This window comes from Solemya velum gill symbiont (assembly GCF_002020255.1).
In the GTDB taxonomy this organism is placed as follows: domain Bacteria; phylum Pseudomonadota; class Gammaproteobacteria; order Chromatiales; family Chromatiaceae.
Genome location: NZ_MPQG01000011.1, coordinates 62,537 through 88,447, shown reverse-complemented (window position 1 = coordinate 88,447; position 25,911 = coordinate 62,537). Strand labels below are relative to the sequence as shown.

General features: G+C 49.9%; 30 protein-coding genes and 1 pseudogene. 10 read left to right on the top strand and 21 right to left on the bottom strand.

Annotated elements, in window-relative coordinates:
- The 3 genes from BOW06_RS08890 to BOW06_RS08880 form a co-directional block, all read right to left on the bottom strand.
- A partial coding sequence (locus BOW06_RS08890; RefSeq protein ID WP_144077460.1) for an ABC transporter permease occupies window positions 1-538 on the bottom strand: 538 nt, incomplete at its 3' end.
- Window positions 508-987 (bottom strand): hypothetical protein, encoded by a 480-nt coding sequence (locus BOW06_RS08885; RefSeq protein WP_144077459.1) that lies wholly within the window; start codon window positions 985-987, stop codon window positions 508-510. The genes BOW06_RS08890 and BOW06_RS08885, both read right to left, overlap by 31 nt.
- A 109-nt stretch (window positions 988-1,096) precedes the next feature.
- Complete coding sequence (locus BOW06_RS08880) at window positions 1,097-1,828, bottom strand: ABC transporter ATP-binding protein (RefSeq protein WP_052132039.1); 732 nt, start codon at window positions 1,826-1,828, stop codon at window positions 1,097-1,099.
- Window positions 1,829-2,037: 209 nt separating this feature from the next.
- Here BOW06_RS08880 and BOW06_RS08875 point away from each other — a divergent pair, with 209 nt between their 5' ends.
- Window positions 2,038-2,310, top strand: coding sequence for a hypothetical protein (locus BOW06_RS08875; protein WP_043116168.1), 273 nt, complete (start codon window positions 2,038-2,040; stop codon window positions 2,308-2,310).
- 70 nt (window positions 2,311-2,380) lie between these two features.
- Here the strand turns inward: BOW06_RS08875 and BOW06_RS08870 are convergent, their stop codons facing one another.
- Entirely contained in the window at window positions 2,381-2,788 is a 408-nt protein-coding gene (locus BOW06_RS08870) for a DUF4345 domain-containing protein (RefSeq protein ID WP_043116166.1), read from the bottom strand.
- A 66-nt stretch (window positions 2,789-2,854) separates the two neighbouring features.
- Window positions 2,855-3,701: pseudogene (locus BOW06_RS08865) on the bottom strand (NmrA family NAD(P)-binding protein).
- A gap of 172 nt (window positions 3,702-3,873) precedes the next feature.
- Here BOW06_RS08865 and BOW06_RS08860 point away from each other — a divergent pair.
- Both BOW06_RS08860 and BOW06_RS08855 read left to right on the top strand, forming a co-directional pair.
- The gene (locus BOW06_RS08860) at window positions 3,874-4,833 is read left to right on the top strand and encodes an AraC family transcriptional regulator (protein WP_078454654.1); all 960 of its coding nucleotides are present in this window, start codon (window positions 3,874-3,876) and stop codon (window positions 4,831-4,833) included.
- Between the two features lie 195 nt (window positions 4,834-5,028).
- Window positions 5,029-6,288, top strand: coding sequence for a TlpA disulfide reductase family protein (locus tag BOW06_RS08855; protein WP_078459456.1), 1,260 nt, complete (start codon window positions 5,029-5,031; stop codon window positions 6,286-6,288).
- Window positions 6,289-6,304: 16 nt separating this feature from the next.
- On the opposite strand, the gene BOW06_RS08850 is transcribed toward BOW06_RS08855, so the two are convergent.
- The 3 genes from BOW06_RS08850 to BOW06_RS08840 all read right to left on the bottom strand — a co-directional run bounded on the left by BOW06_RS08850 (window position 6,305) and on the right by BOW06_RS08840 (window position 9,787).
- Window positions 6,305-6,511: a 2-hydroxymuconate tautomerase family protein gene (locus BOW06_RS08850; protein ID WP_043116161.1), complete on the bottom strand. Its 207-nt coding sequence runs from the start codon at window positions 6,509-6,511 to the stop codon at window positions 6,305-6,307.
- 46 nt (window positions 6,512-6,557) lie between these two features.
- A complete protein-coding gene (locus BOW06_RS08845; protein ID WP_043116159.1) occupies window positions 6,558-7,937 on the bottom strand; it encodes an L-serine ammonia-lyase in 1,380 nt (459 codons plus the stop codon).
- Between the two features lie 65 nt (window positions 7,938-8,002).
- Window positions 8,003-9,787 (bottom strand): glycosyltransferase family 2 protein, encoded by a 1,785-nt coding sequence (locus BOW06_RS08840; RefSeq protein WP_179115112.1) that lies wholly within the window; start codon window positions 9,785-9,787, stop codon window positions 8,003-8,005.
- A gap of 113 nt (window positions 9,788-9,900) precedes the next feature.
- Between BOW06_RS08840 and BOW06_RS08835 the strand changes: the two genes are divergently transcribed.
- Window positions 9,901-10,506: an HD domain-containing protein gene (locus tag BOW06_RS08835; RefSeq protein WP_078454670.1), complete on the top strand. Its 606-nt coding sequence runs from the start codon at window positions 9,901-9,903 to the stop codon at window positions 10,504-10,506.
- Between the two features lie 138 nt (window positions 10,507-10,644).
- On the opposite strand, the gene lon is transcribed toward BOW06_RS08835, so the two are convergent.
- The 6 genes from lon to BOW06_RS08805 form a co-directional block, all read right to left on the bottom strand.
- The gene (gene lon, locus BOW06_RS08830) at window positions 10,645-13,044 is read right to left on the bottom strand and encodes an endopeptidase La (RefSeq protein ID WP_043116155.1); all 2,400 of its coding nucleotides are present in this window, start codon (window positions 13,042-13,044) and stop codon (window positions 10,645-10,647) included.
- Window positions 13,037-13,843: a 16S rRNA (adenine(1518)-N(6)/adenine(1519)-N(6))-dimethyltransferase RsmA gene (rsmA, locus tag BOW06_RS08825; protein WP_078454669.1), complete on the bottom strand. Its 807-nt coding sequence runs from the start codon at window positions 13,841-13,843 to the stop codon at window positions 13,037-13,039. Before rsmA ends, lon begins: the two co-directional genes overlap by 8 nt.
- Before the next feature lie 100 nt (window positions 13,844-13,943).
- Entirely contained in the window at window positions 13,944-14,486 is a 543-nt protein-coding gene (locus BOW06_RS08820) for a DUF924 family protein (protein WP_078454652.1), read from the bottom strand.
- A 56-nt stretch (window positions 14,487-14,542) separates the two neighbouring features.
- On the bottom strand, window positions 14,543-14,851 hold the full coding sequence (locus BOW06_RS08815; protein ID WP_078452659.1) for a DUF1272 domain-containing protein: 309 nt from the start codon (window positions 14,849-14,851) through the stop codon (window positions 14,543-14,545).
- Between the two features lie 35 nt (window positions 14,852-14,886).
- Entirely contained in the window at window positions 14,887-15,546 is a 660-nt protein-coding gene (locus tag BOW06_RS08810; RefSeq protein WP_078452658.1) for a glutathione S-transferase, read from the bottom strand.
- A gap of 63 nt (window positions 15,547-15,609) precedes the next feature.
- Window positions 15,610-16,056: a VF530 family protein gene (locus tag BOW06_RS08805; RefSeq protein WP_043116151.1), complete on the bottom strand. Its 447-nt coding sequence runs from the start codon at window positions 16,054-16,056 to the stop codon at window positions 15,610-15,612.
- 145 nt (window positions 16,057-16,201) lie between these two features.
- On the opposite strand from BOW06_RS08805, the gene BOW06_RS08800 reads away from it, so the two are divergent.
- Both BOW06_RS08800 and BOW06_RS08795 read left to right on the top strand, forming a co-directional pair.
- A complete protein-coding gene (locus BOW06_RS08800) occupies window positions 16,202-16,453 on the top strand; it encodes a hypothetical protein (protein WP_143555801.1) in 252 nt (83 codons plus the stop codon).
- Between the two features lie 182 nt (window positions 16,454-16,635).
- Window positions 16,636-17,298 (top strand): Crp/Fnr family transcriptional regulator, encoded by a 663-nt coding sequence (locus BOW06_RS08795; protein ID WP_043116148.1) that lies wholly within the window; start codon window positions 16,636-16,638, stop codon window positions 17,296-17,298.
- A gap of 25 nt (window positions 17,299-17,323) precedes the next feature.
- On the opposite strand, the gene BOW06_RS08790 is transcribed toward BOW06_RS08795, so the two are convergent.
- The 7 genes from BOW06_RS08790 to BOW06_RS12960 all read right to left on the bottom strand — a co-directional run bounded on the left by BOW06_RS08790 (window position 17,324) and on the right by BOW06_RS12960 (window position 21,001).
- The gene (locus BOW06_RS08790) at window positions 17,324-17,830 is read right to left on the bottom strand and encodes an HIT family protein (RefSeq protein WP_043116147.1); all 507 of its coding nucleotides are present in this window, start codon (window positions 17,828-17,830) and stop codon (window positions 17,324-17,326) included.
- A gap of 184 nt (window positions 17,831-18,014) precedes the next feature.
- On the bottom strand, window positions 18,015-18,374 hold the full coding sequence (locus BOW06_RS08785; protein ID WP_043116146.1) for a DoxX family protein: 360 nt from the start codon (window positions 18,372-18,374) through the stop codon (window positions 18,015-18,017).
- 6 nt (window positions 18,375-18,380) lie between these two features.
- Window positions 18,381-18,629: a DUF6868 family protein gene (locus BOW06_RS08780; RefSeq protein ID WP_043116144.1), complete on the bottom strand. Its 249-nt coding sequence runs from the start codon at window positions 18,627-18,629 to the stop codon at window positions 18,381-18,383.
- 116 nt (window positions 18,630-18,745) lie between these two features.
- A complete protein-coding gene (locus BOW06_RS08775; protein WP_043116143.1) occupies window positions 18,746-19,189 on the bottom strand; it encodes an SRPBCC family protein in 444 nt (147 codons plus the stop codon).
- A 144-nt stretch (window positions 19,190-19,333) separates the two neighbouring features.
- The gene (locus BOW06_RS08770) at window positions 19,334-19,948 is read right to left on the bottom strand and encodes a cation efflux transmembrane domain-containing protein (RefSeq protein WP_043116141.1); all 615 of its coding nucleotides are present in this window, start codon (window positions 19,946-19,948) and stop codon (window positions 19,334-19,336) included.
- A gap of 136 nt (window positions 19,949-20,084) precedes the next feature.
- Complete coding sequence (locus BOW06_RS08765) at window positions 20,085-20,717, bottom strand: tetratricopeptide repeat protein (protein WP_078454651.1); 633 nt, start codon at window positions 20,715-20,717, stop codon at window positions 20,085-20,087.
- A 47-nt stretch (window positions 20,718-20,764) separates the two neighbouring features.
- Entirely contained in the window at window positions 20,765-21,001 is a 237-nt protein-coding gene (locus BOW06_RS12960; protein WP_143555800.1) for a hypothetical protein, read from the bottom strand.
- A gap of 195 nt (window positions 21,002-21,196) precedes the next feature.
- Between BOW06_RS12960 and thiD the strand changes: the two genes are divergently transcribed.
- From thiD to BOW06_RS08745, 4 genes are read left to right on the top strand one after another with little or no spacing between them, the layout of a single operon-like run.
- Window positions 21,197-22,012 carry a bifunctional hydroxymethylpyrimidine kinase/phosphomethylpyrimidine kinase gene (gene thiD, locus BOW06_RS08760; RefSeq protein ID WP_078452652.1) on the top strand — a complete coding sequence of 272 codons (816 nt, stop codon included), beginning with the start codon at window positions 21,197-21,199 and terminating at the stop codon, window positions 22,010-22,012.
- Window positions 22,012-22,638, top strand: coding sequence for a thiamine phosphate synthase (gene thiE, locus BOW06_RS08755; protein ID WP_043116139.1), 627 nt, complete (start codon window positions 22,012-22,014; stop codon window positions 22,636-22,638). The genes thiD and thiE overlap by 1 nt, the downstream gene beginning before the upstream one ends.
- Entirely contained in the window at window positions 22,635-23,930 is a 1,296-nt protein-coding gene (gene hemL / locus BOW06_RS08750) for a glutamate-1-semialdehyde 2,1-aminomutase (RefSeq protein WP_078459455.1), read from the top strand. Before thiE ends, hemL begins: the two co-directional genes overlap by 4 nt.
- Before the next feature lie 27 nt (window positions 23,931-23,957).
- Window positions 23,958-25,886: a bifunctional DedA family/phosphatase PAP2 family protein gene (locus BOW06_RS08745; protein WP_052132035.1), complete on the top strand. Its 1,929-nt coding sequence runs from the start codon at window positions 23,958-23,960 to the stop codon at window positions 25,884-25,886.
- Window positions 25,887-25,911: the final 25 nt, after the last annotated feature.

Below are 25,911 nucleotides of genomic sequence, written 5' to 3'. Positions count from 1 at the left end.
TAACGATCACCTGCGGTTTCAGCACGTAGGTCATGAAGGGGAGGCTGTAAAGGGTCATGTAGATATTGCTCATACCCTGGCCCATCTTGATTCCCGCAACGATGCCTATGACGATGCCGAGTGAGACAATCATCAGCACTAGCTTGGTGTAGTGCAGGCCGACATCAAAGTCGCTATAGCCGAAGGCCTTGAGGCCGGCGATCTGTTCACGCTGCAGGCTGATAAGGCGGCTGACCACCACATTGAGCAGGAAGGCGGCAACACCGAAGAAGATGATGGGAAAGATGGTTGCAATTGTCTTCTGCTGTTTCAGCTCCTCGGAGAGGAAACGGTTGGAAAGCTGGTCCTTGCGTGCATAGGCGCCGATACCACCGTAATCCTTGAGGATGTCATCGAGGCGGTCGATCACATCCTGCTCATTGGCCCCTTGGGTAAGGGTGAGCGAGACGTTGTTAAAGGCGCCACTCATGTCATAGGCGCTGGCCAGGGGCTTGCGCGCCATCCACATCACACCGTAACGCTTATAGTCGGGAAACATGGCCCCCGGTGCGATTTGGTATATGTATTCCGGCGATAGCCATGCCCCACAACGGTAAGCGCCTTGCGCCGACCGTTAATGGTGGCATGTAGCTTGTCGCCAGATTGAAGGCCATGGGCATTGGCAAACTCTTCGCTGATGATGATTTCGTTGTCGTGTCCCGGCTCGAACAGACGACCATTACGCAGGTAGAGCTGGTTGAGCAAGCCACGGCTGTGATCTGGCAGGGAGAGCAGGTGGCCGCTGACCGGACCGTCGAAACCCTCCACATCGAGATTGACGTAGGCCACTACCCGTGTCTCTACCTTGTCGACCCCCGGGATTGCCTCAATGCGCTTGGCCACCGCTAGCGGCGCGCGTTTGAGCGAGGCGAACACATGGGCAAAGTGGTGGTCGCGGTAGTAGTTTTCACGGGTTTGAAACAGGGAGTCGAGGGTACTGAGCGACATGATGAAGATGCCGACACCGCCGACGATCACCATGGCGATAGCGAGCGCCTGCATCCGCATTGCCCACAATTCCCGCCACAGCTTTTTGTCGATCGCTCTCATCGCCGCTTCACCAGGTCAGTTCGTGGGGTTCGAGGCGGGTGGCATTGGTGTTCACCTCGGTGATGTGACCGTCTGCCAGGTGAATAACCCGGTCGGCCATCTGTGCAATACCGGCATTGTGGGTGATCACCGCGGTGGTGGTGCCCATCTCCTGATTGACCCGTTGCAGTGCTTCCAGCACCACGATACCGGTCTGTGAGTCGAGCGCACCGGTGGGCTCGTCGCACAGCAGCACATCGGGTTGCTTGGCGATGGCGACCCGTTGTTGCTCGCCACCGGAGAGCTGGGCCGGAAAGTGGTCGAGACGATCCGCCAGCTCCACCAGGCCAAGGGCCTCTTCAGGGGACATCGGTTCGCGTGCGATTTCGGTTACCACTGCCACGTTTTCGCGTGCGGTGAGGCTGGGGATTAAATTGTAGAACTGGAACACGAAGCCGACATGAAAGCGCCGGTACTCGGTCAATTCGTGCTCGCTGGCGCGGGTGAGGTCTCGACTGCCGTAGAGCACATGACCATCGGTTGGGGTGTCCAATCCACCAAGTATGTTGAGCAGGGTCGACTTGCCACTACCCGATGCCCCGAGCAGTACGGTGAATTCACCGCGAAAGAGGTCAAGGTCGATGCCGCGCAGGGCATGTACAGCAACTTCACCCATCTGGTAGACCTTGGTGACGTCGTGAACATGGAACACAACCCCCTCGTTTAGCGGCTCATGTTCGTGTTGTGCCTGCTGTGCCATTAGATGCTCCATATACTACATTTGAGTATAGTTCATTGGCGTTAGTCTCCGTTTTCAACTCCTTAATTCCGAATGGTGAGTTTTACCGCTTACAAGTGGTTTTCTGACGACGCAGGAATGGTAGTGGCGACATTTTGTGTATTACATTGTATTCTGTTGAATATGGCTGAATAAGGTCTAAAAATTGTTAAGCAAGAGAGCGCTGTTTCATGAAGCCGTCAACGACCACTGTTATGCATGACATCATCCGGCAGGTAAAGGATAGCTTTCCCTTTGCACTGGATGAACAGACATTGTGCGCGGATGAGTGTCGTTACGGTTGCCCCAAGAAACTCCTTGAATTTATAGATATAGAGATAACGGAGTGGGAAGGACGCCTGCATAACGGGGAAACGCCAAACTTTCGTGATATCGAGAAGCTGACAAGAGCCAGCAAGAAAATTCATCGGGTTCTGGAAAAGAACAACCTGGTATCAAGGTAAGAAGGCCCTGTTAATACAGGGCCTTCTTGTTGTACATGGCAAGTCAAAATGTCAAAAACAGCAGAAGCATTCACGCCAATTCCTTCTGCTTTCCCAGGTATTTTACGAGAGCGAAAACACAAGTCAGTCCAATTATTATTTCTAAAATAGCTGCCTGTACAAGCCCCTCGGCCGGTATTCCATCGATGGCTATGCTGATAACCCGGGATAAGCCATAGGATAGGTACAGTAAAGTGGAAACCACTACGGCGGTAAGGCGCAGTTTTTCAGCGAAAGCACCTGATATTATCAATATTCCACTTGCCAACAATGCTCCACCAGGTGCTCTTATTTCATTAAGCAAACTGATGTTGCCACCAAGCTCTATGCCATTTGTTGCGTAGAATGCTTGCGGAGCAAAAAGTATTGCTACTCCTATTCCAGATGCAAGCAGGCCAGAGAGTATTAATATCGATTTAAGCACTTTTGAGTTTTTCATGTTTATTTGCTCCTCTGTTTAACAGGTGAGTCTCTGCACATTCACAGGTATGTGCACCGAAAAAATTTATGCAGATTGCTTCTGCAGCTCAACGTCCCATACGCCAGACTCGATTGTCTTCTGTACATAGGTTTTGAAGTCGGTAGCCGGTCGGCCAAGTGCTTCTTCAACACCTGACATCACATTGCAGTTTCTGCCATCAAATACCACGGTGAACAACTCATGCAGTAACCATTGCAGCTCTTCTGGTACGCCCTGTTTGCGTAAAGAGGTGACGTAGTCATCGATTGGCACAGTGGTGTATTTCAAAGGACGCCCCAGTGCCTCGGAAATCTCCTTGATGCATTGAGCAAAATTGAGAGCGCGTGGGCCAGTGAGTTCAAACAGTTTATTACGATGGCCGGGGGTCGGTTAATAGCGAAACTGCAACATCTGCAATGTCATCAGCGTCAACAAAAGGCTCAACGGTGTCGGCTGCAGGCAAGACTAATTCACCGTCCAAAATACCCTCCAACATAAAGCTTTCGCTGAAGTTCTGGCAAAACCAGCTGCACCTGACGATATTCCATGAAATGCCGCTCTCCTGAAGTACTTTTTCAGCGAGTTGAGCCCCTTTTTCGCCTCGACCGGAAAGAAGAACGATGTGTTCCAAACCGTTTTCGCGGGCGGCTTTTACTAATTCCTTAATATCTGCTTCGGCATCAGGTACTGCAAGATCCGGTTGATAGGTGACGTATGCACTGCGAGTGCCTTTAATCACAGGTGCCCATGACGCGCGATTCTCCCAATCAAATGATGGGTTGGTTGATCTGGAAACAGCGCGCGTCGTATAGCCAAGGTCTTGCAGACGCTGATTAACTCGCGCACCTGTCTTACCGTTCTTACCAATAATTAGAATGGGTGAGTTTTTCATGATATCTATCTCCTGTGCTGGTTGATTTTTTGATTTAAACGAACCGTAGGCTCGACTCGGATATAAATATGGCGCATGTTTACTGGATCAACAATCACTATCTGTCTATTTATATTACCTTTCGTCCAGAGTGTATGGACTATGGGTATATTTTCATGGCAGCATACAAGCCATGACACGTACCATCACAAAGATCCCTGAATTCACCGACCCTCTTGGTGAAACCCTGCACCTGCTCCGGCTCACAGGCACCCTGTATTGTCGTTCTGAATTAACTGCTCCCTGGGGAGTGGACCTGCCTTCATTTGATGGATGCATGATGTTTCATATTGTCACGGCGGGTCATTGCTGGATTGAGGATAAAGGCGAGGAGCCCCGTTTGTTGCAACAAGGCAGCCTAGTGCTTGTTCCGCATGGCAACGGCCACTGCATCCGCAGTGGTCCGGAAGAGGATGCTGTGCCGCTGTTCGATATACCGGTTGAGAAGGTCAGTGATCGTTACGAGATCATGCGTTACGGTGGTGCCGGTGAATCAACTCACATTACCTGCTGTGTCGTACGCTTTGACCATGTCGCGGGCCAGAAACTGATTTCACTGTTACCCAAGGTGTTGCATATCAACAGCTGGGCAGATGATGAGGACAGCTGGTTGCATAGCACACTTCGTTTTATTGCCCGTGAAGCCAGGGACCTGAGGCCGGGTGGTGAAACTGTCATCACGCATTTGGCCGATATTCTCATCATCCAGGCAATCCGATCGTGGATCGACTCGGCACCCGAAGCAGAACGGGGATGGCTTGCTGCCTTGCGCGACGCTCAAGTGGGAAGGGCGCTTGCTGCAATTCAACGGGAGCCCGAAAAGGGATGGACAGTTGCCTTGTTAGCCAAGGAGGTGGGTATGTCGCGCTCTGGCTTCTCTGCTCGGTTCACTAACCTGGTGGGTGAGTCTGCCATGCGCTACCTCACACACTGGCGTATGCAACTCGCCCGTGCTCAACTCAAAGAGACATCGGATACCCTCGCGGTTCTCGCCGAACGTCTTGGGTATCAATCCGAAGCTGCATTCTGCAGGGCATTCAAGCGGGAATTTGGTGTGCCACCAGGAAGCGTACGCAACATCGACACACCCTGACTGTTATTTTCTTGATTAATCAGGGCAGAGTAACGTAAAGAATTTGTTAAGATTCCTTGATTATTTGCTTAGACACCGTAAAAAACTTTTCAAAAAGTTAAAGTTATTAATAATCAGTCACGCTGACGGCGACTCCACGCCTCTACCGTGCCTAGCCAAAACTGAAGGAATAGCTGCAGGGATACTTATTTCGATATGAAAATTATTATTTTGCTCCTCCTCTTCTTCTTGCCACTCTCCGTGTTTGCAGAAGAGAGACTGGTTGAATTGCAGGATGGCACTGAAATTCCGGTTGAGCATGTCGCTGCTGCTGGTGAGCGTGTCATGCTTTGGCTACCATCTGAATTTGGCATGTCGCCAAGACAGCTTGCAGTCGCACAGGGTTTGGCTGAATCAGGAATAGAGGTGTGGATGCCTGATCTGCATAGTGGCTATTTCATTCCTCAAGGCCGCTATTCACTCAATGCGCTGCCGCCTGAAGTATTGCTGGAACTGATGCAGGAAGCCCAGTCGACGAGCAAGAAACAGCTGTATGTTTTTGTGTCCGGACGCATGGCCCCCAAGACGCTTGAAGCGATTCGTTTGTGGCAAATGAGCGGGGTGCAAAAGGAGCAGTTAGGCGGCGCAATTCTGGTCAGTCCAAAACTCTATGTTGGTACACCACAAGGTGGTGAGGAAGCGGTCTTTATTCCGGTTGCACGCGCGACAAATGCGCCTGTCTATCTATTTCAGCCTGCCAATACAGCACAACACTGGCGTATCAATAGCGTTGTTTCTGCCCTGGAAGAGGGTGCTGCACAGGTGTATCTGCATCAACTGAAGGGGGTTGCCGACGGCTTTCACTTGCGCCCATTGGATGATACCGAACCACAAGAGATTGAACTGACATCCCGCCTGCCGGCAATGCTGAACAAGGCGATACAGCTATTGAGTGTGACACCCGTAAATTATGCTTCTGTTCCAGTCTTGCCTGAACTATCTGCACCTGTGAAACAGGCAGCCAGCAGCACCTTACTTAAGCCCTATGTTGGTGAACAGCCCGAACTCGCGCTGAAACTGGCTGATATGCAAGGCAATCAGTTTGACCTGGCTCAATTGAAAAACAAGGTCGTGGTACTCAATTTCTGGGCAACCTGGTGTCCGCCCTGTGTCGAGGAGATTCCATCGCTTGAGCGTTTACGAGAACTGATGCAAGCTGATGGCCTGGAAGTGGTCAGTATTGATGTTGGTGAGAGTACAGCCGATATACAGGCCTTCCTGAAGGATAAGCCAGTCGATTTTCCGGTATTGCTTGATCCTGAAGCAGAAGCATTTAAAAGCTGGAACGGCTATGCGTTCCCGACAACCTTTGTACTCGATCGTGAGCACAAGATTCAATATGCCGTGTTTGGAGCTTTTGAGTGGGATGCTGATGAGGTGGTCGAGATGCTCCGCCAATTGACGGAGTCGTCCTGATCTAACGTGGAGGTATTCAGGAGCCGCTCTCCTTGCGCAGATCTGTTACCTGCCTGGTGCCTATTCCCCAGTTATCCGTATCAACTTCATCAATGATCACCATGGTGGTGGCCGGATTCTTGTTGAGAACATCGACCATCAGTTGAGTGGCTCCCTCAATTAACTGCTGCTTCTGCTCTTTGGTTACACCGTCGTTGGTAATCTTGATGTTGATTAATGGCATTGATTAATGCTCCTGTCTGTTTGTTTGATTGATTCGTTGGTTGGCATTAACACTCTGTAACGCTGACAGCGAGCCCGCCAAGCGATGTCTCCTTGAACTTTTCGGACATCTCCAGCCCAGTCTGTTTCATCGCAGCGATACAGTTGTCTAAAGGCATGAAGTGTTCACCGCTACCATGCATGGCCAACGAGGCGGCAGCGTGTGCCTTAATTGCACCGAAACCATTGCGTTCGATGCAGGGAACTTGTACGAGTCCCTGAACCGGGTCGCAGGTCATGCCGAGGTGGTGTTCAAGGGCGATTTCGGCGGCATTTTCTACCTGTTCGGCACTTCCTCCGCGTACGGCACAGAGTCCCGCCGCAGCCATTGCTGCTGCCGATCCCACTTCGCCCTGGCAACCGACTTCGGCACCGGATATTGAGCTGTTGTGCTTGATGATACCGCCGATAGCGCTGGCAGTAAGGAGGAATTCACGGATCTGGTCGCTATTGCCGTTTTCGTGTTTCATAAGATGATAAAGCACCGCAGGTATGACGCCGGCAGCACCATTTGTCGGAGCTGTCACAACCATGTGCCCGGCAGCATTCTCCTCGTTGACTGCCATTGCATAGGCGCATAGCCAGTCGTTGACTGATGCTGTTTGCTGCTCCTTCAAGAGTTTCTGATGCAACGCTTTTGCTCGCCTTGTCAGGTTGAGGCCACCGGGGAGGGTGCCTTCACTCTTCAATCCGTTTTCGATGCAAGTTTGCATCGCTTCCCAAATGGAGTCGAGGCCGCTCAGGAGCGCCTCCCCACCAATCTGTTGCAGTTCATTGGCCTGCTTCATTTCCGCAATGGTGATGCCACTGTCGTTGGACATCTGCAGCATTGAATTTGCGGAGTCGAACGGGTAGGGACAGTTTGATGCAGATCGCAACTTGAGCGGGGCGACGACTTGACCGATATCGGCAAGTGTGGAGATAAAACCGCCGCCGATAGAGAAGAAGGTTTCAGAAAGCAGGCTTTCTCCTGATGCATCAAGCAACTCTAATACCATCCCGTTTGGATGCTGCGGCAGAGGGGCCCCGCGGTCAAAAATAATATCCTGTTGTGGATTGAAACTGACAAGCTGATTCTCTCCGATGGAGATATTGTCTCTTTGCGATATGGTTTCCAGCAATGATTCAATATCCTGACCGGCCAACTCTTTCGCTGTATAACCATGCAGTCCGAGTGTCACTGCACGGTCGGTTGCGTGTCCTTTTCCCGTGTAGGCAAGCGATCCCTTGAGAGTACAGCGCAGGGAGAGATCTTTCGATTGCCCGCGTGCCTGAAGGTACTCACCGACCTGACTGATAAAATTATTTGCAGCCAGCATGGGGCCGAGTGTATGCGAGCTTGAGGGCCCGATACCAACTTTGAAGAGTTCCAGAACGCTGATAAACATGAGTTACTTGTATATCAGACCTCGCTGAAGATCAACTGGCCAAGTTCAGGGGTTTGTTCCCGGGACTACTGCTGTTCTCTTTCAGGATTGTTTGTATGGAACTGCTGCAGCGCTTTTGCCATCGTGGTTTGTACGGTGTCATCTTTCTGCAGTTCACTGAAGATGCTGTCTGACTGGTTCTCTTCCTGGCTGCCGACCCAGTTCTCTTCCCTGGAAATGATTTTCAGCGGAATTCCACGCTCTGTACATATGAGTGCAAATGTCAGGTCAACCATATTGCGATGTTTCCAGCGTCGTACGTCAAGTCTGAGTGTGTCAGTGTTAAATGCCGTAGTACAGGTGCCGAGTATGTGAACACTGCTTTCAGTGGCAATGGCCATTCTTCTATTGGCAACATCCCTGTCGGTGAGGTAATGCTTGATATCAGTTTTTAGTCTTGCCCCATGAACTCCAGCAATAAAGGCGTTATTGCCGCGTTGCAGAAAATCTGTCATTCGTTCGACATAATCCCGGGGATAGAGAATGTCGTCATCAAGAGAGAAGTAATAGTCGCCATCACCAGCGAATAGCATTCCCAGGAATTTACCGTTTGCCCTGTGATCACCAAAGCTCTGCGAAGTGAGATAAATGATCTTCGGATGTCGAATCGATGGCAGTTTATCGAAACGGTCAAAAAAGAGATAAAGACGGTCAAGTTGGGGAAGGATCGAGGCGATCGCAGGCCATAGCGTGTGCATCCGGGATGGCATTGTTGCCATGCCTCCGATGATCATTGGCTTGTCTGAATGCCTGATCCAGCCTGGTGCTGTGCTATCCGGTTCATCCTGACTGGCAACATCGTCGAAAAAAAGACTGATTTTCTTCGGCCCAGGCCCCTGGGGAAAACGTGTGTCGGGTATTTTCGTTCGTGTGGCAAAGGCACTGGCGATATACTTGCGTGTTTTTGGTGAGACAACGTACTTGATAAAGTTTTCACGCCCAAGCTGTTCAAGTTGCTTGGGAAATGCACTGCTGAATGCCCTGAAACGGTGAGGCCTGATCCAGCGATTCAATACCCTTTCGGTTTCGGTTTCAATTTCCCATGTGCCTGTAAATGCCTGCAGCGACCGGGTGGCAAGTTCGTCTGACCATCGAAATACCATGTAGGGCAGGTCGACCTCTTCGAGTGGAACCTTGGCCATGTAGGTGACAACAGCACTCTTCTCGAAAGTGACCTTGCATCCGGCAATTTTTGATCTCAGGCCGAAGTCGATTTGTTCTCTCGTGATGAGGCGTTCATCCATGGGGCCAACACGGCGTATGTAATCGCTTCTTGCAAGGAAGCAGTGAAATTCAACAATTTCATTTTCGTTCGGAGCCATGATGTCAGATAGCTCAGCAATGGGCCTGTCCATCAGCCTGTGTCGCTCGGTGACATGGGGCTTGCTTCCCTTCTCTTTCTTGATCACAAGGCGGCCGCCGGCATGATGAATAATGCTAGCCTCGGGCGGGCCGATGCAGATGAGCGGTGCTACCAGGTCGCTATCATACTGTTCCCTGTTGCTTATCAGCGCTTCAAGCCAGCCGGTCTGATAGTGAATATCATTGTCGGTAAAGACAACGAGTTCTGTCTGCACCATGTCGAAGCCGATATTACGGGCCTCCTGGGGAGTGATGAAGTAATCGGTTCTGATCCACTCAAATGGGCGCTGCTCCTGCAATTCCTTGAGTTGTTCACAGACACTCTCCGGTGAGCATCCTTCCACGACGATGACAGGAATATCTGCAGGAATAGTAGCGAACAGCGACTGTAACGATACGATGATCGATGTAAACCGTTCCCTTGGTGAAACGATGATGCTAACTTCCATTCTGGGCGTCCCTTTGAATAATTTCCGATTATGGATTACGGCCTGGTAACTTGTCTGTGTGTTAAATTTACATTCAATAGTCAAACTGAACCAATCAAGATTATAAGACAAAGATGATATCCATCGCACAGACAAACCTTCAGCTCTATCGGCAATTGATTGCGTGCCGATGGTCAGATAGAGAGCTGAAAGCAGCGCGCGCGGCTTACGAGCTTGCCATGGAGCTGTTTCCATGCCGTTTTCGTAGCAGTGGAAAGCCCTTTGTCAGCCACCTGGTAGGAACGGCGAGTGTACTGGCCGTTTGTGATTTTCCTCCTGATGTTGTTATTGCTGGTTTATTACACGCTGTTTATCTGCAGGGGGATTTTCTTGATGGAGAGAAGGGCATTACAGAGAAACGTAGAAAGTTCATTGCACAAAAATTCGGCAAGAGAGTAGAGGGGGCCATTGCCGGGTATAGCAAGCTGCCCTGGGATCTCTCGGTTGTGACAAAGCTTCTGGGAACTAGTACAAGCCTGGGGGAGTTAGAAAGAAAAATCCTGGCGATAAGGATAGCGAATGATATTGATGATCACCTGGATTGCGGGATGGTATTGAGTAATAAAACTGAAAAAATAGAGGCAGGGAATGGTGAACCGCATCCTTTGTCGAGACTTGCCATAAGAAATGAACTGCAACAGTTATCTGAACTTGTTGATGAGGTCTATGCAGATCAATAGAGACCGAATTGCCAGATGTATTGCGATCAGGCAAGTCGGTCTCTTTTGATATCAAGTCGACCAACTCTTGAAGCCGGATTCCCGCTGAGCAGATGCAATGATTTGTCTGCTTCAGGCAGGAGTAGCAAGCCGGGCTTGTCAGTGGTGTTTTTTTCTCATTGGAAAAAGGATAGCCGCCACGTCCGTATAGTTCTCGGCAAAATGCACCTTGATACCCTTGCGAATATGTTCAGGTATCTCTTCGTAGTCGCCCTGGTTGTCGATAGGCAAAATCAGCTCACGAATACCGGAACGGCGTGCAGCGATCACTTTTTCACGGATACCGCCGACCGGGAATACCTGTCCGGTAAGGGTTAGTTCACCAGTCATGGCAATATTGCGTGCCGGTTTCTTGCCAAGTGCCAGTGACAGCAGGGCAGTGGCCATGGTGATGCCTGCAGAGGGTCCGTCCTTGGGGGTAGCGCCGGCGGGTACATGCAGGTGAATGAAGGCGTTACTGAAGAAGTCCTCTTCAATCGGGTATTCATGTGCATGGCTGACAATATAGCCATACGCAATCTCGGCTGACTCCTGCATGACGTCGCCAAGCTGGCCGGTCAGTTTCAGGCCGCGGTTGAAGCTGTGTGTATGCACTGCCTCGATGCTCAGGGTGGCGCCGCCCATGGATGTCCATGCGAGACCGGTGACAATGCCTATGCCCTGCAGCTTGCGTTCGTCAGTAAAAAATTTCGAACCGAGCCAGGTTTCAATATTTTCACGATTAACCGTGATGGGTGTTTTCGCCTTGCCGAGAATCTTGACAGCAGCCTTGCGCACGATCTTGCCGATCTGCTTTTCGAGACGGCGCACACCTGCGTCACGTGCATAGCCGTCGATGATGGCGCGTAGTGCCGGGGTGCCAATCTTCAGCTGGTTGCGCTTGATACCGGCGCGTTTGAGCTGCCTGGGCACAAGGTACTTGCGTGCAATCTGCAGTTTTTCCTCGGCGATATAGCCTGACAATGGAATTGTCTCCATGCGGTCGAGCAGTGGTCCGGGAATCGTATCGAGTTGATTCGCAGTGCAAATGAAAAGCGCCTTTGAGAGGTCGAAGCGCAGATCGAGATAGTGATCGAGAAAGTCGCTGTTCTGTTCAGGATCGAGTACTTCAAGCAGCGCCGATGCAGGATCGCCCTGGTAGGAGGCACCAATCTTGTCGATTTCGTCGAGCATGATGACCGGGTTGCTGGTCTCCACCTCTTTCATCGCCTGGATAAATTTGCCCGGCATGGCGCCGATGTATGTGCGCCTGTGTCCCTTGATCTCTGCCTCGTCACGAATGCCGCCGACCGACAGGCGGTAGAAGCTGCGTCCAAGTGCTTCGGCAATTGATTTGCCAATTGAGGTCTTGCCCACGCCGGGCGGGCCGACCAGCAGGATAATTGAGCCGTTGATTTCACCCTTCATGATGCCGACAGCAAGAAACTCGATGATGCGTTCCTTGACCTCGTCGAGACCATAGTGGTCTTTGTCGAGGGTCTTGCGTGCCAGGTCGAGGTCAAGGTGGTCTGCGGACTCCTTGCCCCACGGCAGCAGGGTGATCCAGTCGATATAGTTACGTGTCAGGGCGTATTCAGGTGAGCCGACTTCGAGAATAGAGAGTTTGTTCATCTCTTCATCGAGACGTTTCGAAGCCTGTTCTGTCAGCTGCAGTGACTCGATACGTTCGCGAAAGGTATCGAGTTCTGCGGTACGGTCATCTTTTTCGATACCGAGTTCCGACTGAATCGATTTGAGTTGTTCGCGCAGGAAAAATTCACGCTGGTTCTTGTCCATGCGCTTCTCGACAGACTCCCTGATGCGATGCTGTGTCTTGGCCAGCTGTAGCTCTTTGTGCAGCAGGTTCATGACCTTTTTCATGCGTGGCAGCAGTGAGCGTGTTTCGAGAATCTCCTGCAGTTCACGCGGCTCGGAGGCAGTCAGGCTGGCGGCAAAATCGGCCAGGTGCTCGGGGTCATCCGGTCCGAATCGGTCGAGGAACATGCGCAGCTCTTCGGCGTAGAGCGGATTCAGCGGCAGCAGCTCCTTGATGGTGTTGATAATCGCCAGCGCATAGGATTTGACATCCTCATTCGCCTGTCCCTTGTGCTCCTTGAGGTACTCAACCTCGGCCATGAAAGGCGCTTCGGAGGTCAGCAACCTGACAATATTAAAACGCTTGATGCACTCGACCAGCACTTGCAGGCTGCCGTCGACGGATTCTGCGCGATGGATGCGGCCGACTGTGCCTATGCTGCGTAAATCATCCGGTTTGCTCTCTTCTGACATGTCGGCATCACTGAGCACCAGGCCAATCATCTTGTGCGGCGTTTCAGCGACAGCGGCGATGGTGTCGTTCCAGAACTCCTCATCTACCAATAGCGGTACCGCCTGGCCGGGAAAGAAGGGGCGTGCGGCAATCGGCAGCAAGTGGATGCTGGTCGGCAGGAATTCGTCTGCACGCGCCAGCAGGGTGTTCTCGGTATTTTCGTTTTCGTTGTTCTTCTTCTTTTTACTCATTTTCAGTCGTATCTGTATTTGTTTTAGTGGCGAGACAGTTTGCCAGGCTGACAAAGGCCTCGACCGGAATCTGTTCGGCTCGCAAAGAGGGATCAATGCCGCAAGACTCCAATGTTGTGGCGTCGGCAACCTTTTTCAAGGCGTTGCGTAACGTTTTGCGTCGCATGCTGAAGGCGCTGACGAGCACCCGGTTGAATAGAACCGGGTCTTTGATTGCCGCAATTTTGTCAGCGTCTGGAACCAGTCGGACAACAGCAGAATCAATCTTTGGCGGAGGCCTGAAGGCACCCGGCCCAATGGTAAAGAGTGGCTGCACCCTGCAGCGAGCCTGGATTGCCACCGAGAGCCTGCCGTAGCTTTTGTTGCCATGTGGAGCGGCAATACGCTCAACGACCTCTTTCTGCAGCATCACGTGAAGATCCGCAACGCAGTCTGCCTGTTCAAGCAGGTGGAACAGCAACGGGGTTGAGATGTTGTAGGGCAGGTTACCGACAACGCGAAGTTTTCCCGACGTGGCAAGTGAGCAGAAATCAAATTTGAGGGCATCGGCATTGTGCACGGTGAGATTGTCGGGATTACCACATGTATCGGCAACCAGTGGAGCAAGATCGCGGTCGATCTCAATGACATCAAGGTGCCTGCACTCTTTCACCAGAAGACGCGTGATGGCAGCTTCACCGGGGCCAATCTCAACCAGGTGCTGGTCAGCCTGCGGATTCACCGCGGTGACAATACGCTGGATGACGCCCTGGTCATGCAAGAAGTTTTGCCCGAAACGTTTTCGGGGGGTATGTGCCATGGTTGCCTTGATCAATAGTTTGTTGGCTTACATTCTAACCGATTAAGGCAAGAGAAAAGATCAGGATATATAGCGTTTGGTGCTATTGGGTTGTATTGATTCAGCCCGTAAAAGCATTTTTAGATTGTAGATACTGCTTTTCTTCTTCGGTGCTTTCCCGACCAAGAGTTTTATTTCTATGCGGGAAGCGGCCAAATTTCCTGATTAAGTCACGATGATGCTCGGCAAAGCGGAGATTGTCTGCCAGGTTATGCTGTTTGAAGAGCCTGACGGATAACTCCTGGTCTTGAATATTTTCACTGTGCATTAAAGGCATGATAAGAAAGGGCAGGGCTTCTTGTGTTAGCTCCTTGTCGAAGCCTTTATTGATAGCAAGTTTTGAGATCTCAATGGCTTTACTTTCTGTTTCAAAACTGCGTGGATCACCTCTGAACATATTGAGTGGGAATTGATCCAGAATGATTACTAAAGCCAGGCAGCCCTCAGCTGATTCTCTCCAGCTATCAAGTGCATCGTTTTTAGCCAGATGCCAGGTTTTCTCGTAACGGGCCTTAATTTCCAGGTCCAGTTCCGGGGTGGAGGAAAACCAGGTTTTTTTTATCCTGTCAGAATACCAGTAGTCGATGATGTCGCTTGGGGTCATTTGTTGTGAGCTTGTAAGTTATGTATGTGCGAGAAGCTGGTTATGTATGGATGAAACTATCGTTCTTCAGGTGGGATCGTTTTGATCTCTTTTGCAAAAGCTTGATGTTCCTTTGTGTCTACTGGTTTATATGTGATCTTGTCCGTGGCAGGACTTTCACCGAGAAAATTCTCATCCTTTAAATTATTCTTGGGTCTTATTGGCCTTGGAGTGAATCCACCACCGCAATTGGGGCAAACGTTTTCCAGAACGTCATCTGCACAACCCTTACAGAAGGTGCACTCAAATGAGCAAATCATTGCTTCCGTTGAATTCGGTGGCAATGCCTTGTTGCAGTGTTCGCATGTTGGTCTCAACTCAAGCATGTTTGATTTCCCTCATGGTTCTTGAAGTTTGTTGGCTAAACATCAATTTCATCTTCCGTAATCACTTCAGTTTCCAGCTTGGCCGCCTCTATCCACTCGACAATGGCCGGATGCGCTAACACGCTATTCACATATTCCTTTTCAATTCCATCCAGTTGAATATTGTAGCCATTGAATCTAAGGGCGACGGGGGCAAACATGGCATCAGCGATGGAGTATTTTCCAAACAGCCATTCGCCCCCGCTGCCATATTCACTTCGGCATCGTCTCCATAGTTCCTTTATTCGTTCTATCTCACTTACCGCGCCTTCGGACAGCTTGATACCATTGAACTCCTTGCGACAGTTCATTGGCAGTTCATTTCTCACATTGAAAAAGCTGGAATGCATTTCGGTGCTGATTGACCGGGCAACCGCTCGAGCATTTGCATCAGCAGGCCAGCCCTGACCGGATAGATATTGCTCAGAAACATATTCAAGAATTGATAGTGAATCCCAAACCTCAAACTCATTCTCTTTCAATATCGGAACCTTAAAATCTGAGTTGTATATTGATAGCTCATCCGTTGTTGTATCGGTAAAGAGCGCTATTCTCTTCTCTTCAAAAACAACCTGGTAATGCTTCATAAAAACCCAGGGTCTTAACGACCAGGATGAGTAGTTTTTGTTTCCGATGACTAAAGTCAGTTTTGACATTGACTCAATTCCTTTGTGAGAGATTATTTTGTGTTAACGGGCAGTGGTGGAGTGAATGATGCTTCAGTATTTTGATTTTCTTTTCCGATTTGCCCAGGGATCAATATCCTTTTTCATGTGATCTCTTTTTCCATGATCTCGTTCAGTTGACCTGGCTTCTCGTTTTTCCTGCAAGTGTTCAGCATCTTCCAGGCTTAGCTTGGCTGGCTCGCCGGGTGATTGATCATCCGGAATGATTCGTTCCCTTGGAGGTAGTGAATACTGCTCAAAAGAGGCCCGGGGTAAGTTTTTAAACTGGTACAAATAAAAGTTTTCAACTTTTTCACGCGCCCAATCCGTTTTCTTCAGAAACTTCATGCTGGATTCTATGCTTGGCCTTGTTTTGAAACAATTGATGTTCAAGTAGGCAAATAAAATTTCAAAACCGTAATGATCAACGATTTCTGTGAGTAGTTGTTTCAGCCCCACGCCGTGTAGCGGATTATTCGTGTAATTAATCTCATTATTCATATTGCTACCCGCTCAATGTATGTAATGGCTGAAGGCTGACAGGTGTGACCATATCACATAACTTCTTTTCTAAGTGACTAAGTCACATGACTTTTATTTGCTGCTCACTATACTGCAGGCATCCGAAATTAATGAGATAAAGATCATGAAAACATTGGTTACATCACTGGCTTTAGTGGCACTGGTTAGTGCTTCACAACTACATGCTTCAGAATTGGCTGACGGTATGGATTGGCCCAATGGCTTCACTGCAAATTCAGCAGTAGAGAGTACTGAAACTGAAGTGTCTGACGGTATGGATTGGCCATATGGCTTCAGCACGACATCTAATGTAGCCCAAGAGGAAAGCGTCACTGTTGCAGACGGTATGGCTTGGCCTGAAGGTTTCGAGATCTGATAATTCATAGAATCCCGGTTTCGGGTTTTTACATCACACTTGATACAGCCCTCACCCAAGCCGGGTGAGGTAGGTTCTGTTATTCTGACATTGATCAAGTACTTATCAATGATTTGATAGGATAATGAACAATCCAGTCATTATCCTGATCGCCGCACTTTGCAGTGTAGCGATAAAACCGAATGGAACTAAAACAGGCCGAACAACACATTCTATCTGACGTCTTTCCTGCTGCTGCCAAGTTTCCCGGGTTAGATGACCACAATTGGAAAAAGCAGGCTTTCAAGGCGGGTGATACTTTATTCAAGCCGGGTCAGCCTTGTAATCGTTTTGTCTTGTTAGGCCAAGGGGCGATTCGGGTGCAACTACAAAATGATCAGGGACGGAGTCTGTTGCTTTACCGGATTGAACCGGGTCAGTTATGTATTCACTCACTGATTAATCTGATCAATGATGAGAACTTTAGCTACATCACGTCTGCGGAGACTGATGGATGGCTTTGCTGGACGGAAAAGGAACAGTTTCAACAGTGGATGGATAGCTCCAGTGAATTTCAGCACTGGATCTTCAATAATATTGGTTCCCGCTTTAAGCAGGTTATAGAACGATTTGCCAATCATGCATTTGTTCCGGTGGAGAATCGCCTGGCCGGATTGCTGATTGAAAAAATGGGTAATGATCAGGTTGTAAAAATCAAACAATCTGAACTGGCCATAGAGCTTGGAACAGCCAGAGAAATTGTTTCCCGTCATTTGTCTCGTTGGCAAAAGCAGGGTCTGCTCGTTACTAATCGCGGTGAAATTATCATCAGCGATATTGATGCCATGCTGGCAATGGCGCTCTGATTATTTCCTGAAGCAGTTTCTACATTTACCTTCTTTGGTAATTAGCCCTGCACGGAATCACGTTACGTATACCACCTCTTGGGTTTTCCACATCTCCTTTATAACGCGGCAAAAGAATGACATGTAAATGGTCTATGCTTCTTCCTGCTTCTCTGCCATCGTTATTGCCGACAGTGTATGCATTAGGCTTGTCTCCCAGAAAAGGCAGTTGTAACACTGTTTCTATGTGGCCCTTGGGGAGGTCTTTCAGGTAATCCCGGTGAAGCATGTTTTCATAGAGATCTGTCATGTCAGTTGTTTCGATAACGCTTTTGACTCCCTTGATCGCATCAAAATAATCCGCCTCTTCCATTTCATTCAGATGAAAGATTGAGTCGACATGCCTTCTTGGGATGATCAATGCATGACCCGGGTTAACCGGGTTGGTATCAAAGACACTGAGGAATGATCTGTTCTCAAAAATAAAGGGATCAGTTTCGCCGTTAGAGACTCTGCAAAAGTAACAGCTTTGTTCAGATGGAAAGGTGGACATAATAGAATCTTGATGTTGAGTGTATGAAAAAACCGGTTAGCACAAATTTCTCTGCATCCTCTGCAAATCAGTGTGCGGGGGAGAGGAACTTACCTGTTGTGTCGAGTAACCACTTCTGGGTCAGATGCAATTATACCGCAGTTGCTCTGGCTAAAATATATGGATGACGTTTCTCAATGACGCGTTACGCACGAGATCCGGAAAAGAGCTGGGCGATATCGCAACGCCCAAACCAGCCACGCCACGTGGCAAAACAGAAAATAGCAACGGCGACTGCGAACATTGGCCATTCGCTGTGAATGGCGTGAGTGCCGATAGCTCCGATCATCAGGATAGCAAGACAGGCAGACGCAAGTGCGGACAACCGCGGAATGAGCAAGCCAGCTGCGCCTGCAACTTCAAGTATGCCCGTGAGATACATGAAACTGGGCGTGTATCCCCAACGCGCGAACGCTTCAACCTCAAAAGGCAAAGCCGCGAGCTTTGCACCACCCGAAAGGGCGAATACTAAAACGAGAATGTAGGTAACGATGCGGATATTCATTGAGAATCATTCCATTATCTTTAGTGCTAAATAAGGAACCAAGTTAAAAATAAATATTGCCAATTTGTAGTTGGCCAGGAAATTAAAGTACATCGCATCCAGACCTTCTTTCTGGACTCCAAATAGCTTGCTGTGAATTCCTTTCGGCCAGTCGCCTACATTTGTTATAAGCATGACGGTTGAGAATGTGAGAATCCCAAGGTTCAAAACGGTACACCAGCCCAGAAATTCAGTAATTGTTTCTACATTTGTCATTGAGTCGGTACTCCATAATCAAATACGCATAAGGTCAAAGAGAACAGGTGGCCCGTATCGGCAGTAAGTCCGTCTCCCTCAAAGGGTTGTAGTTGAAGAAGTAGGGATATGACAGTTTATTCATCGTGATCAATATGAATGTCATTAGGAAAGGGTTTGCCTTCTCCCTTCTCTAACGCCTCTTTAAGGCTTAGCAAGAATACAGCCCATTTGGTACTGCAGTGCCCCATAAAATCTGATGGCTCTTTCCAATTGGAATGTGAGAAGAGTACGTACGTTTGATTATCACCACGAGACAAATGGAATGATACTTCTGTACCCATCCATGGACCAGGCATTTCACCTGAGTGTTTCCAGCGTACTACTGAATCTGGTTGAAGCTCTGCAACTTCGAAATCCGGCCCGCCACCATCAAACCTGAACTTGATAATTGAACCAACATTCCCTGCACCAGTGGTATCAGTTGTCCACCACTTGGCCAGTCCTTCATTGGTTGTCAGGGCGCTGTAAACTTCGTCAGCCGAAGCTGCAATCCCTACTCGATGAATGATATCGACCATATCTAACAATCCCTATGGCATCTGTTTGCCATCAAACGGAACATGCGGTGTGAGAGTGAAAACTGTTTCCACCATACTACAATGGTGCATTAAGTCGCAGGTGTTTTTCTCTGATCCCAATAACGCATCTGAACGAGCGCATTGTTAGGTTGCAACATGAAGTTCTTCCCATGCCGAAGAAATTACACGATACGCCGAACGCAATAAAAGAAAAGCAAGACCTAACGCGACTACGATATCGGGCCACCCTGTGCCGGTTAGCCAAACTGCTCCAGCTGCAATCAGCACCGAAAGATTGGATGCGATGTCATTGCGTGAGCATTCCCACACTGAACTCATATTGACATCTTCGTCGCGGTGCTTCCAAAGTAAATAGAAACAAACGGAATTTGCAGCAAGACTGATAATACTAAATGCACCCATGACTTCAAAAACAGGGGTGCTTGGAATGTATAACCTGTAAATGACTTGAGACAACACAATGATTGCTGCCAAGAAAATAAGTAAGCCTTTAAATAAGGCTACCTTGGCTTTAGCGCTATTGCTTCGCGAAACGACATACAGGCTAAGTCCGTATGTCAGGGCATCTCCCATGTTGTCAAAACTATCGGCAAGCAGTGCTGTTGAACGGCTATACAATGCTGCACTCACAATAACCAGAAACATGACTGCGTTGATACCAAGAACAATCAGAAGAGTTCCTCGTTGCTTTGCACGAAGAGCATCTATAGAACATTCATTGTCACAACAACCACTCATTCGAAGAACCTCTATTGCAACCCAAGATATTTGGAAATGTTTGGAACGTTTGGGGTCAGAGTAAAAACTATTTTCACCTTACTATATTGGCGTCTTGAGTGGTGCGGGCATTATTGCACTGACCCTAATTATCCAATTATTCTGAATTCCTGCCTTTTATGATTTTTTCATATTCCTTCAATTTTAAAACTGCTGCCTCATGTTGAGCCGCCGTAATTTGATGCTTAAATTTATATAGAAGGTCATCGGCAAGCTTATAACCATTATTACTAGCCAGTTTCATCCAGGCCCAGCCTTCTGCCAGGTTTGGCTCCATGCCTTTTCCTGTCAGGTACATTTCACCCACCATGAACTGTGCCGTTGCAACACCCATAAAAGCATCTTCCTTCCATATCGACATGGCTTTGCTGTAACTTTGCTGCCAGCCTTTTTCTTTTCCTAATACAGAGCCGCCATAATAATGTTTCTGCGCAAGCAGATTACGCGCCGGTAAGTAGCCAGAGCTGGACGCCTGTTCCCACCAGAAGCGAGCCTTTTCCACTTCCCCTTGGTCATCGTAAAACTCGCCCAGTATGGTTTGTGCCTGAGCATGGCCGTTTTCAGCTGCACTGTTACAGGGTTCAAATGCCTGCTGATAGCTGGCTTCATTATAGAGCTTGATGCACTTGTCCACATCGCCATGAGCCTGAGTCATTAAAACAAGTAACAACACAAATGCCACAATTGATGAAGAAGTAACATGTTTACGCTTGTATCTTAGTATTTCCATAAGTCAACTTTTTGTTATTACGTCCCGCCCGCTATGCGGGTGCCTTGTTATACACGATCGTAGATGACTGGCATTTTTCCTTTCCATTCATTCCATAGCTCTGATTTTACGGCTAAGTCAGACATGAAATCAGCGACATTAATGCGGCTGGTTTTACCAGCATTAAATATTACATTTCTAACAGGGGAAGTGTGATATTTGGGGTCAGAGTAAAAACTATTTTCATCATGCTTTAATGGAGCCTTGAGTATTTTTCCACTGGCCCCCATTACGTTTTGAAGCAATACCTTAACTCTACTGCATATAATTTGTTTTTCATATTGAGGATAAAGCCCGGACGTGCCAGAAAGAATATTCCGGGGTAGGCTGGGCCTTCGACACTTCAGTAAGGTCCTCCTGAGCCTAAATGGCCTCCCGCGCCTTGAAAATTTCCTCATGGGCTTCCATGATGTCTAATTAAGACAAAGGAAAAGCCCGGCATGCAGGATATGAGTCAACAGAGTGAAGAGATCACAGCAGCGCGACGAGCAACTGTGCTTGCGATAGGTGGTCATGATGCTGGCGGTGGTGCAGGTATCTCTGCGGATATTGAGACGATCTCGGCACTCGGTTCTCACCCATTGACGCTGATTACTGCACTGACAGTGCAGGACACATCTTCCATGTCGGCGCTTGAACCTGTTGATCCATCCATCATGCTGCGCCAGTTTGATGCCATTCATGCAGATATCACTATCGATGTAGTCAAGATCGGTATGCTCGGCTCATTTGATGCGCTGGCTGCGGTAATGACCATGCTTGATCAACTAGAAGGTGTGCCGGTGGTGTTTGATCCTGTACTTGCCGCAGGTGGTGGTGGTGAGGCTGGCAGCAAGGCTTTGCAAGAGGCAATTGTATCGGCGCTCTTGCCGCGCTGTTTTTTGCTTACACCAAATACGATTGAGGCACGCCGTCTTGGTGGTTCTGATGACCTGTTGCGGGCAGCTGATAATTTACTCGCAACAGGAGTCAATAATCTTCTGCTGACGGGTTCGCACGAGGATGGTGATGAAATCGTGCATAGCTGGCACTCTAATGATGCTGAGAGTGAGTCGTGGCAATGGCAGCGATTGCCGGGTGAATACCATGGCTCCGGCTGTACGCTGGCATCAGCTATTGCTGCATTTATTGCACGTGGAATGCCATTGAAAATGGCGCTCGGCCTGGCACAGGCTTTTGCCTATGATGCCCTGCAGCGGGGCTATCGCATTGGTAGCGGACAGTTGATTCCGGGGCGGGCAGGGGAGGCACAGTGATGGAAATCAGACGTGGGCTCTACGTAATTACGGATCCGGGTTTGTCGCAGGATCTCTTCTACGATGTGGAAGCGGCGCTACTGGGCGGTGCCACAGTAGTGCAGTATCGCAACAAGCGGGCAGACCGTGATAATGCTCTCACTGAACTTGAGCTGTTGCGCCCGCTGTGTCATTCGGCAGAGGCGCTGTTGCTGGTCAATGACGACGTCGAGCTGGCACGGGAGAGCGGTGCCGATGGCGTCCATCTCGGGCGTGATGATATACCCTATGAAGAGGCGCGTGAGCTGCTGGGTGACGAGGCGATAATCGGCATATCCTGCTACAACAATCTTGAATGCGCACTGGAAATGGAAGCACGTGGGGCCTCGTATGTCGCCTTTGGGCGTTTTTTTCCCTCGCAGACCAAGCCGCAGGCAGCGAAGGCAGAGATCGAGTTGTTGCGCAGCGCGAAACAGCATTTAGAGGTGCCGGTGGTTGCCATCGGCGGCATAACTGCGCAGAATGGCGCTACATTAATTGAAGCAGGTGCTGATCTGCTCGCCGTTATCCACGGTGTATTCGGGCAGGACGATGTTCGTCGTGCCAGTGAGTCTTTCAGCGCATTATTTTCGGAGTCGTTTAAATGAGTTATTCCCACCAGCAGTCGAGCAAGCTTTTTGCCGGCGCACAGCAACATATTCCAGGCGGCGTTAATTCGCCCGTGCGCGCATTCAAAGGCGTTGGCGGCAACCCGGTATTTTTTGAGAAGGCAGAAGGTGCCTATGTGTTCGATGCTGATGGCAATCGGTATATCGATTATGTCGGCTCATGGGGCCCGATGATTCTCGGTCATGCACATCCGGACGTGATCAAGGCTGTGGTTGATACGGTTTCCAACGGACTCTCATTCGGTGCACCGACCGAGATTGAAACGCAGATGGCTGAACGGGTGTGTGAACTGGTACCGTCGATGGATATGGTACGCATGGTCTCATCAGGCACCGAGGCGACCATGAGTGCGATTCGTCTTGCACGCGGTTTTACCGGTCGTGACAAAATCGTCAAGTTCGAGGGCTGTTATCACGGCCATTCTGATTCACTGCTGGTAAAAGCAGGTTCAGGCGCACTAACCTTGGGTGAGCCTTCGTCTCCGGGCGTGCCTGCTTCACTTGCAGAGCATACATTGACGCTGGATTACAATGATGCCGACCAGGTGCGCGACACCTTCGCACAAATCGGTGACCAGATCGCCTGTATTATCGTCGAGCCGGTAGCAGGCAACATGAACTGTATTCCTCCGCTGCCCGGTTTTCTCGAAACCCTGCGCGAGGTGTGTGACAACTCAGGTGCAGTACTGATTTTTGACGAGGTAATGACAGGTTTCCGTGTTGCTCTCGGCGGTGTGCAGGGACTCTACGACATCAAGCCTGACCTCACCACACTCGGCAAGGTGATTGGCGGCGGTATGCCCGTTGGCGCCTTTGGTGGTCGACGCGACATCATGGAAAAGATTGCACCACTTGGTCCTGTATACCAGGCAGGTACCCTGTCAGGCAATCCGGTTGCCATGGCTGCTGGTCTCAAAACACTGGGGCTGATTTCGGCTGACGGTTTTTTCGACAATCTCACTGCTGCAACTACCGGGCTGGTCGAGGGTATACAAATGCTCGCAGACTCTGCCGGTGTGCCATTAACCACCAACCAGGTTGGCGGCATGTTCGGGCTCTTCTTTACCGAGGCTGAGACTGTTAGCAACTTTTCCCAGTCGACAGCCTGTGACCAGGACAGGTTCAGGGCATTCTTCCACGCGATGCTGGATCGCGGCGTTTACCTTGCACCATCTGCATTCGAGGCTGGCTTTGTCTCTTCTGCCCACACTGCAGACGATATCAGGCAGACAGTGAAGACAGCCGAGGAAGTTTTCCAGGCGCTTGCCTGACTGCAAAATGAATAGCGGGCCGCGCTCATGATGGAGTGGTTTAATGCCCTGATTACCTGGGTCAGCGCTAATCCGACCTGGGCCGGTGTGCTTGTTTTTCTTGTCGCCTTCAGCGAGTCGCTGGCGATCATCGGCATGATCGTGCCGGGTGTTGTCATGATGTTTGCAGCCGGTGCGCTGGTCGGTGCCGGTGTGGTTGATTTCTGGCCTATCTATTTTGCCGCTTTTGCCGGTGCAGTGCTCGGTGATGCACTGAGTTTCTATCTTGGTGCCCGTTACCGCGAAGACCTGTGCAATATGTGGCCCTTCAGCAAGCACACGGAGTTACTTGATCAGGGCGTTGTCTACTTTAAGCGCTGGGGCGGGAAGAGTGTCGCAATTGGTCGTTTTTTTGGGCCGGTAAGAGCGGTAATTCCGCTAGTGGCGGGAATGCTGCAGATGCAGGTAGGGCGCTACCTTGTGGCCAATATCCTCTCTGCTATAGGCTGGGCATTTGCTTACCTGCTTCCGGGTATCGCCATAGGTGCATCGCTTGAGTTGGCCTCACAGGTTGCCTTCCATCTTGTTGTACTGATGCTTTCACTGGTCGCCATCCTGTGGCTTTCCCTCTGGTTGCTGCACCGTCTGTTTATCTGGATACAACCGCTGGCAAACTGCTGGTTGCAATTACTACTGGCGTTTTCAGAGGGTGACAGCCTGCCAAGGCGTATTGCGGCAGCATTGGCCGACCCGCAACACCCTGAATCGAAAGGTCTGTCGATCATGGCTGCCTTTATTTTCATTTCTGTTTTTGCACTGGCACTACTGATGACCCTGGTATTTGGCGATACCGGTTTTGGTGTCCTCGATCAGTATATTCATAACGCGACCAGTGCCCTGCGTTACCCGACGGGTGACAGCATCATGGTGCTGATCACAACCCTGGGAGATGGCTGGCTGCTGGGCTGGTTGTCTGCGACCGTGTTTATCCTGCTGTTTATACAGCACAGACCCACTGCATGGCACTGGCTGGCCGCTGTTGTGTTCGCGTTTGCAGCGCCATGGCTGTTGAAAGCGGGTTTGCAGGTTGCGCGACCACCCAATGCCGCTTTAACGAACTGGTCGTTTCCATCGGGGCATGCAGTCCACGCCACTGTGATTTACGGTTTTCTTGCGGTGCTGTTGGCCACGCGTCTGCCCCAGGAACGGCGCTGGCTGGTTTATGCGGTGACCATCGTACTGGTTCTTTTGATTGGTTTTTCGCGGCTCTATCTTGGTGTGCACTGGTTTTCAGATGTCATCGCCGGATGGGTTCTGGGACTGTTGTGGATTTCTGTGCTTGGCCTTGCATGGCGACACCACCCCCATCCGCCGCTACAGGAGAAGGCTGTTATTTCCGGTGTCATACTTGTCCTGGTCCTGACACTCTTCTGGTATGTGAATAGTAGCCACGAACAGCGTGTTGCCGATTACCGGCCGCTGGCCACTGTTGACAGTCTGACGATGGATGATTGGCATGCAGGTGTGCCATTGCCGATGGCGAGACGGACGTTAACATCTATCGAGCAATTCACGCTGCGGGTTGCGGCTGATCCGCACACGGCTGCTTCAGCCCTCGAATCCATGGGCTGGCGGCCTACTGAAGCAACAGGCGCAACAGATTTTCTGCGCTATCTCCTGACGGATGCACCGGGGACCGAGTTGCCTCCACCACCAAAAGTCTACAAGGGCCAGTTACCAGGGGTGCAGATGATCAGGCAGGTTGATGATCGGCGCTTGATTGTACGCCTGTGGAAGACCGACACGGTGCTTGGCGATTGCCCGGTCTATGCAGGGCATATGATGCAGGAGAAGATCAACGACGTTCTTGGTCTGTTTGTAATGATTGAGTCGCAGCCGGTTGAGACTCCTGCTGTGCTGGAGTCTGTGAAGGCGAATCTTGAGAGTCTGCGCTGTATTTCCCGAACTGAGCCTTGAACTCCTCGGTCAGGCGGTCACGGTA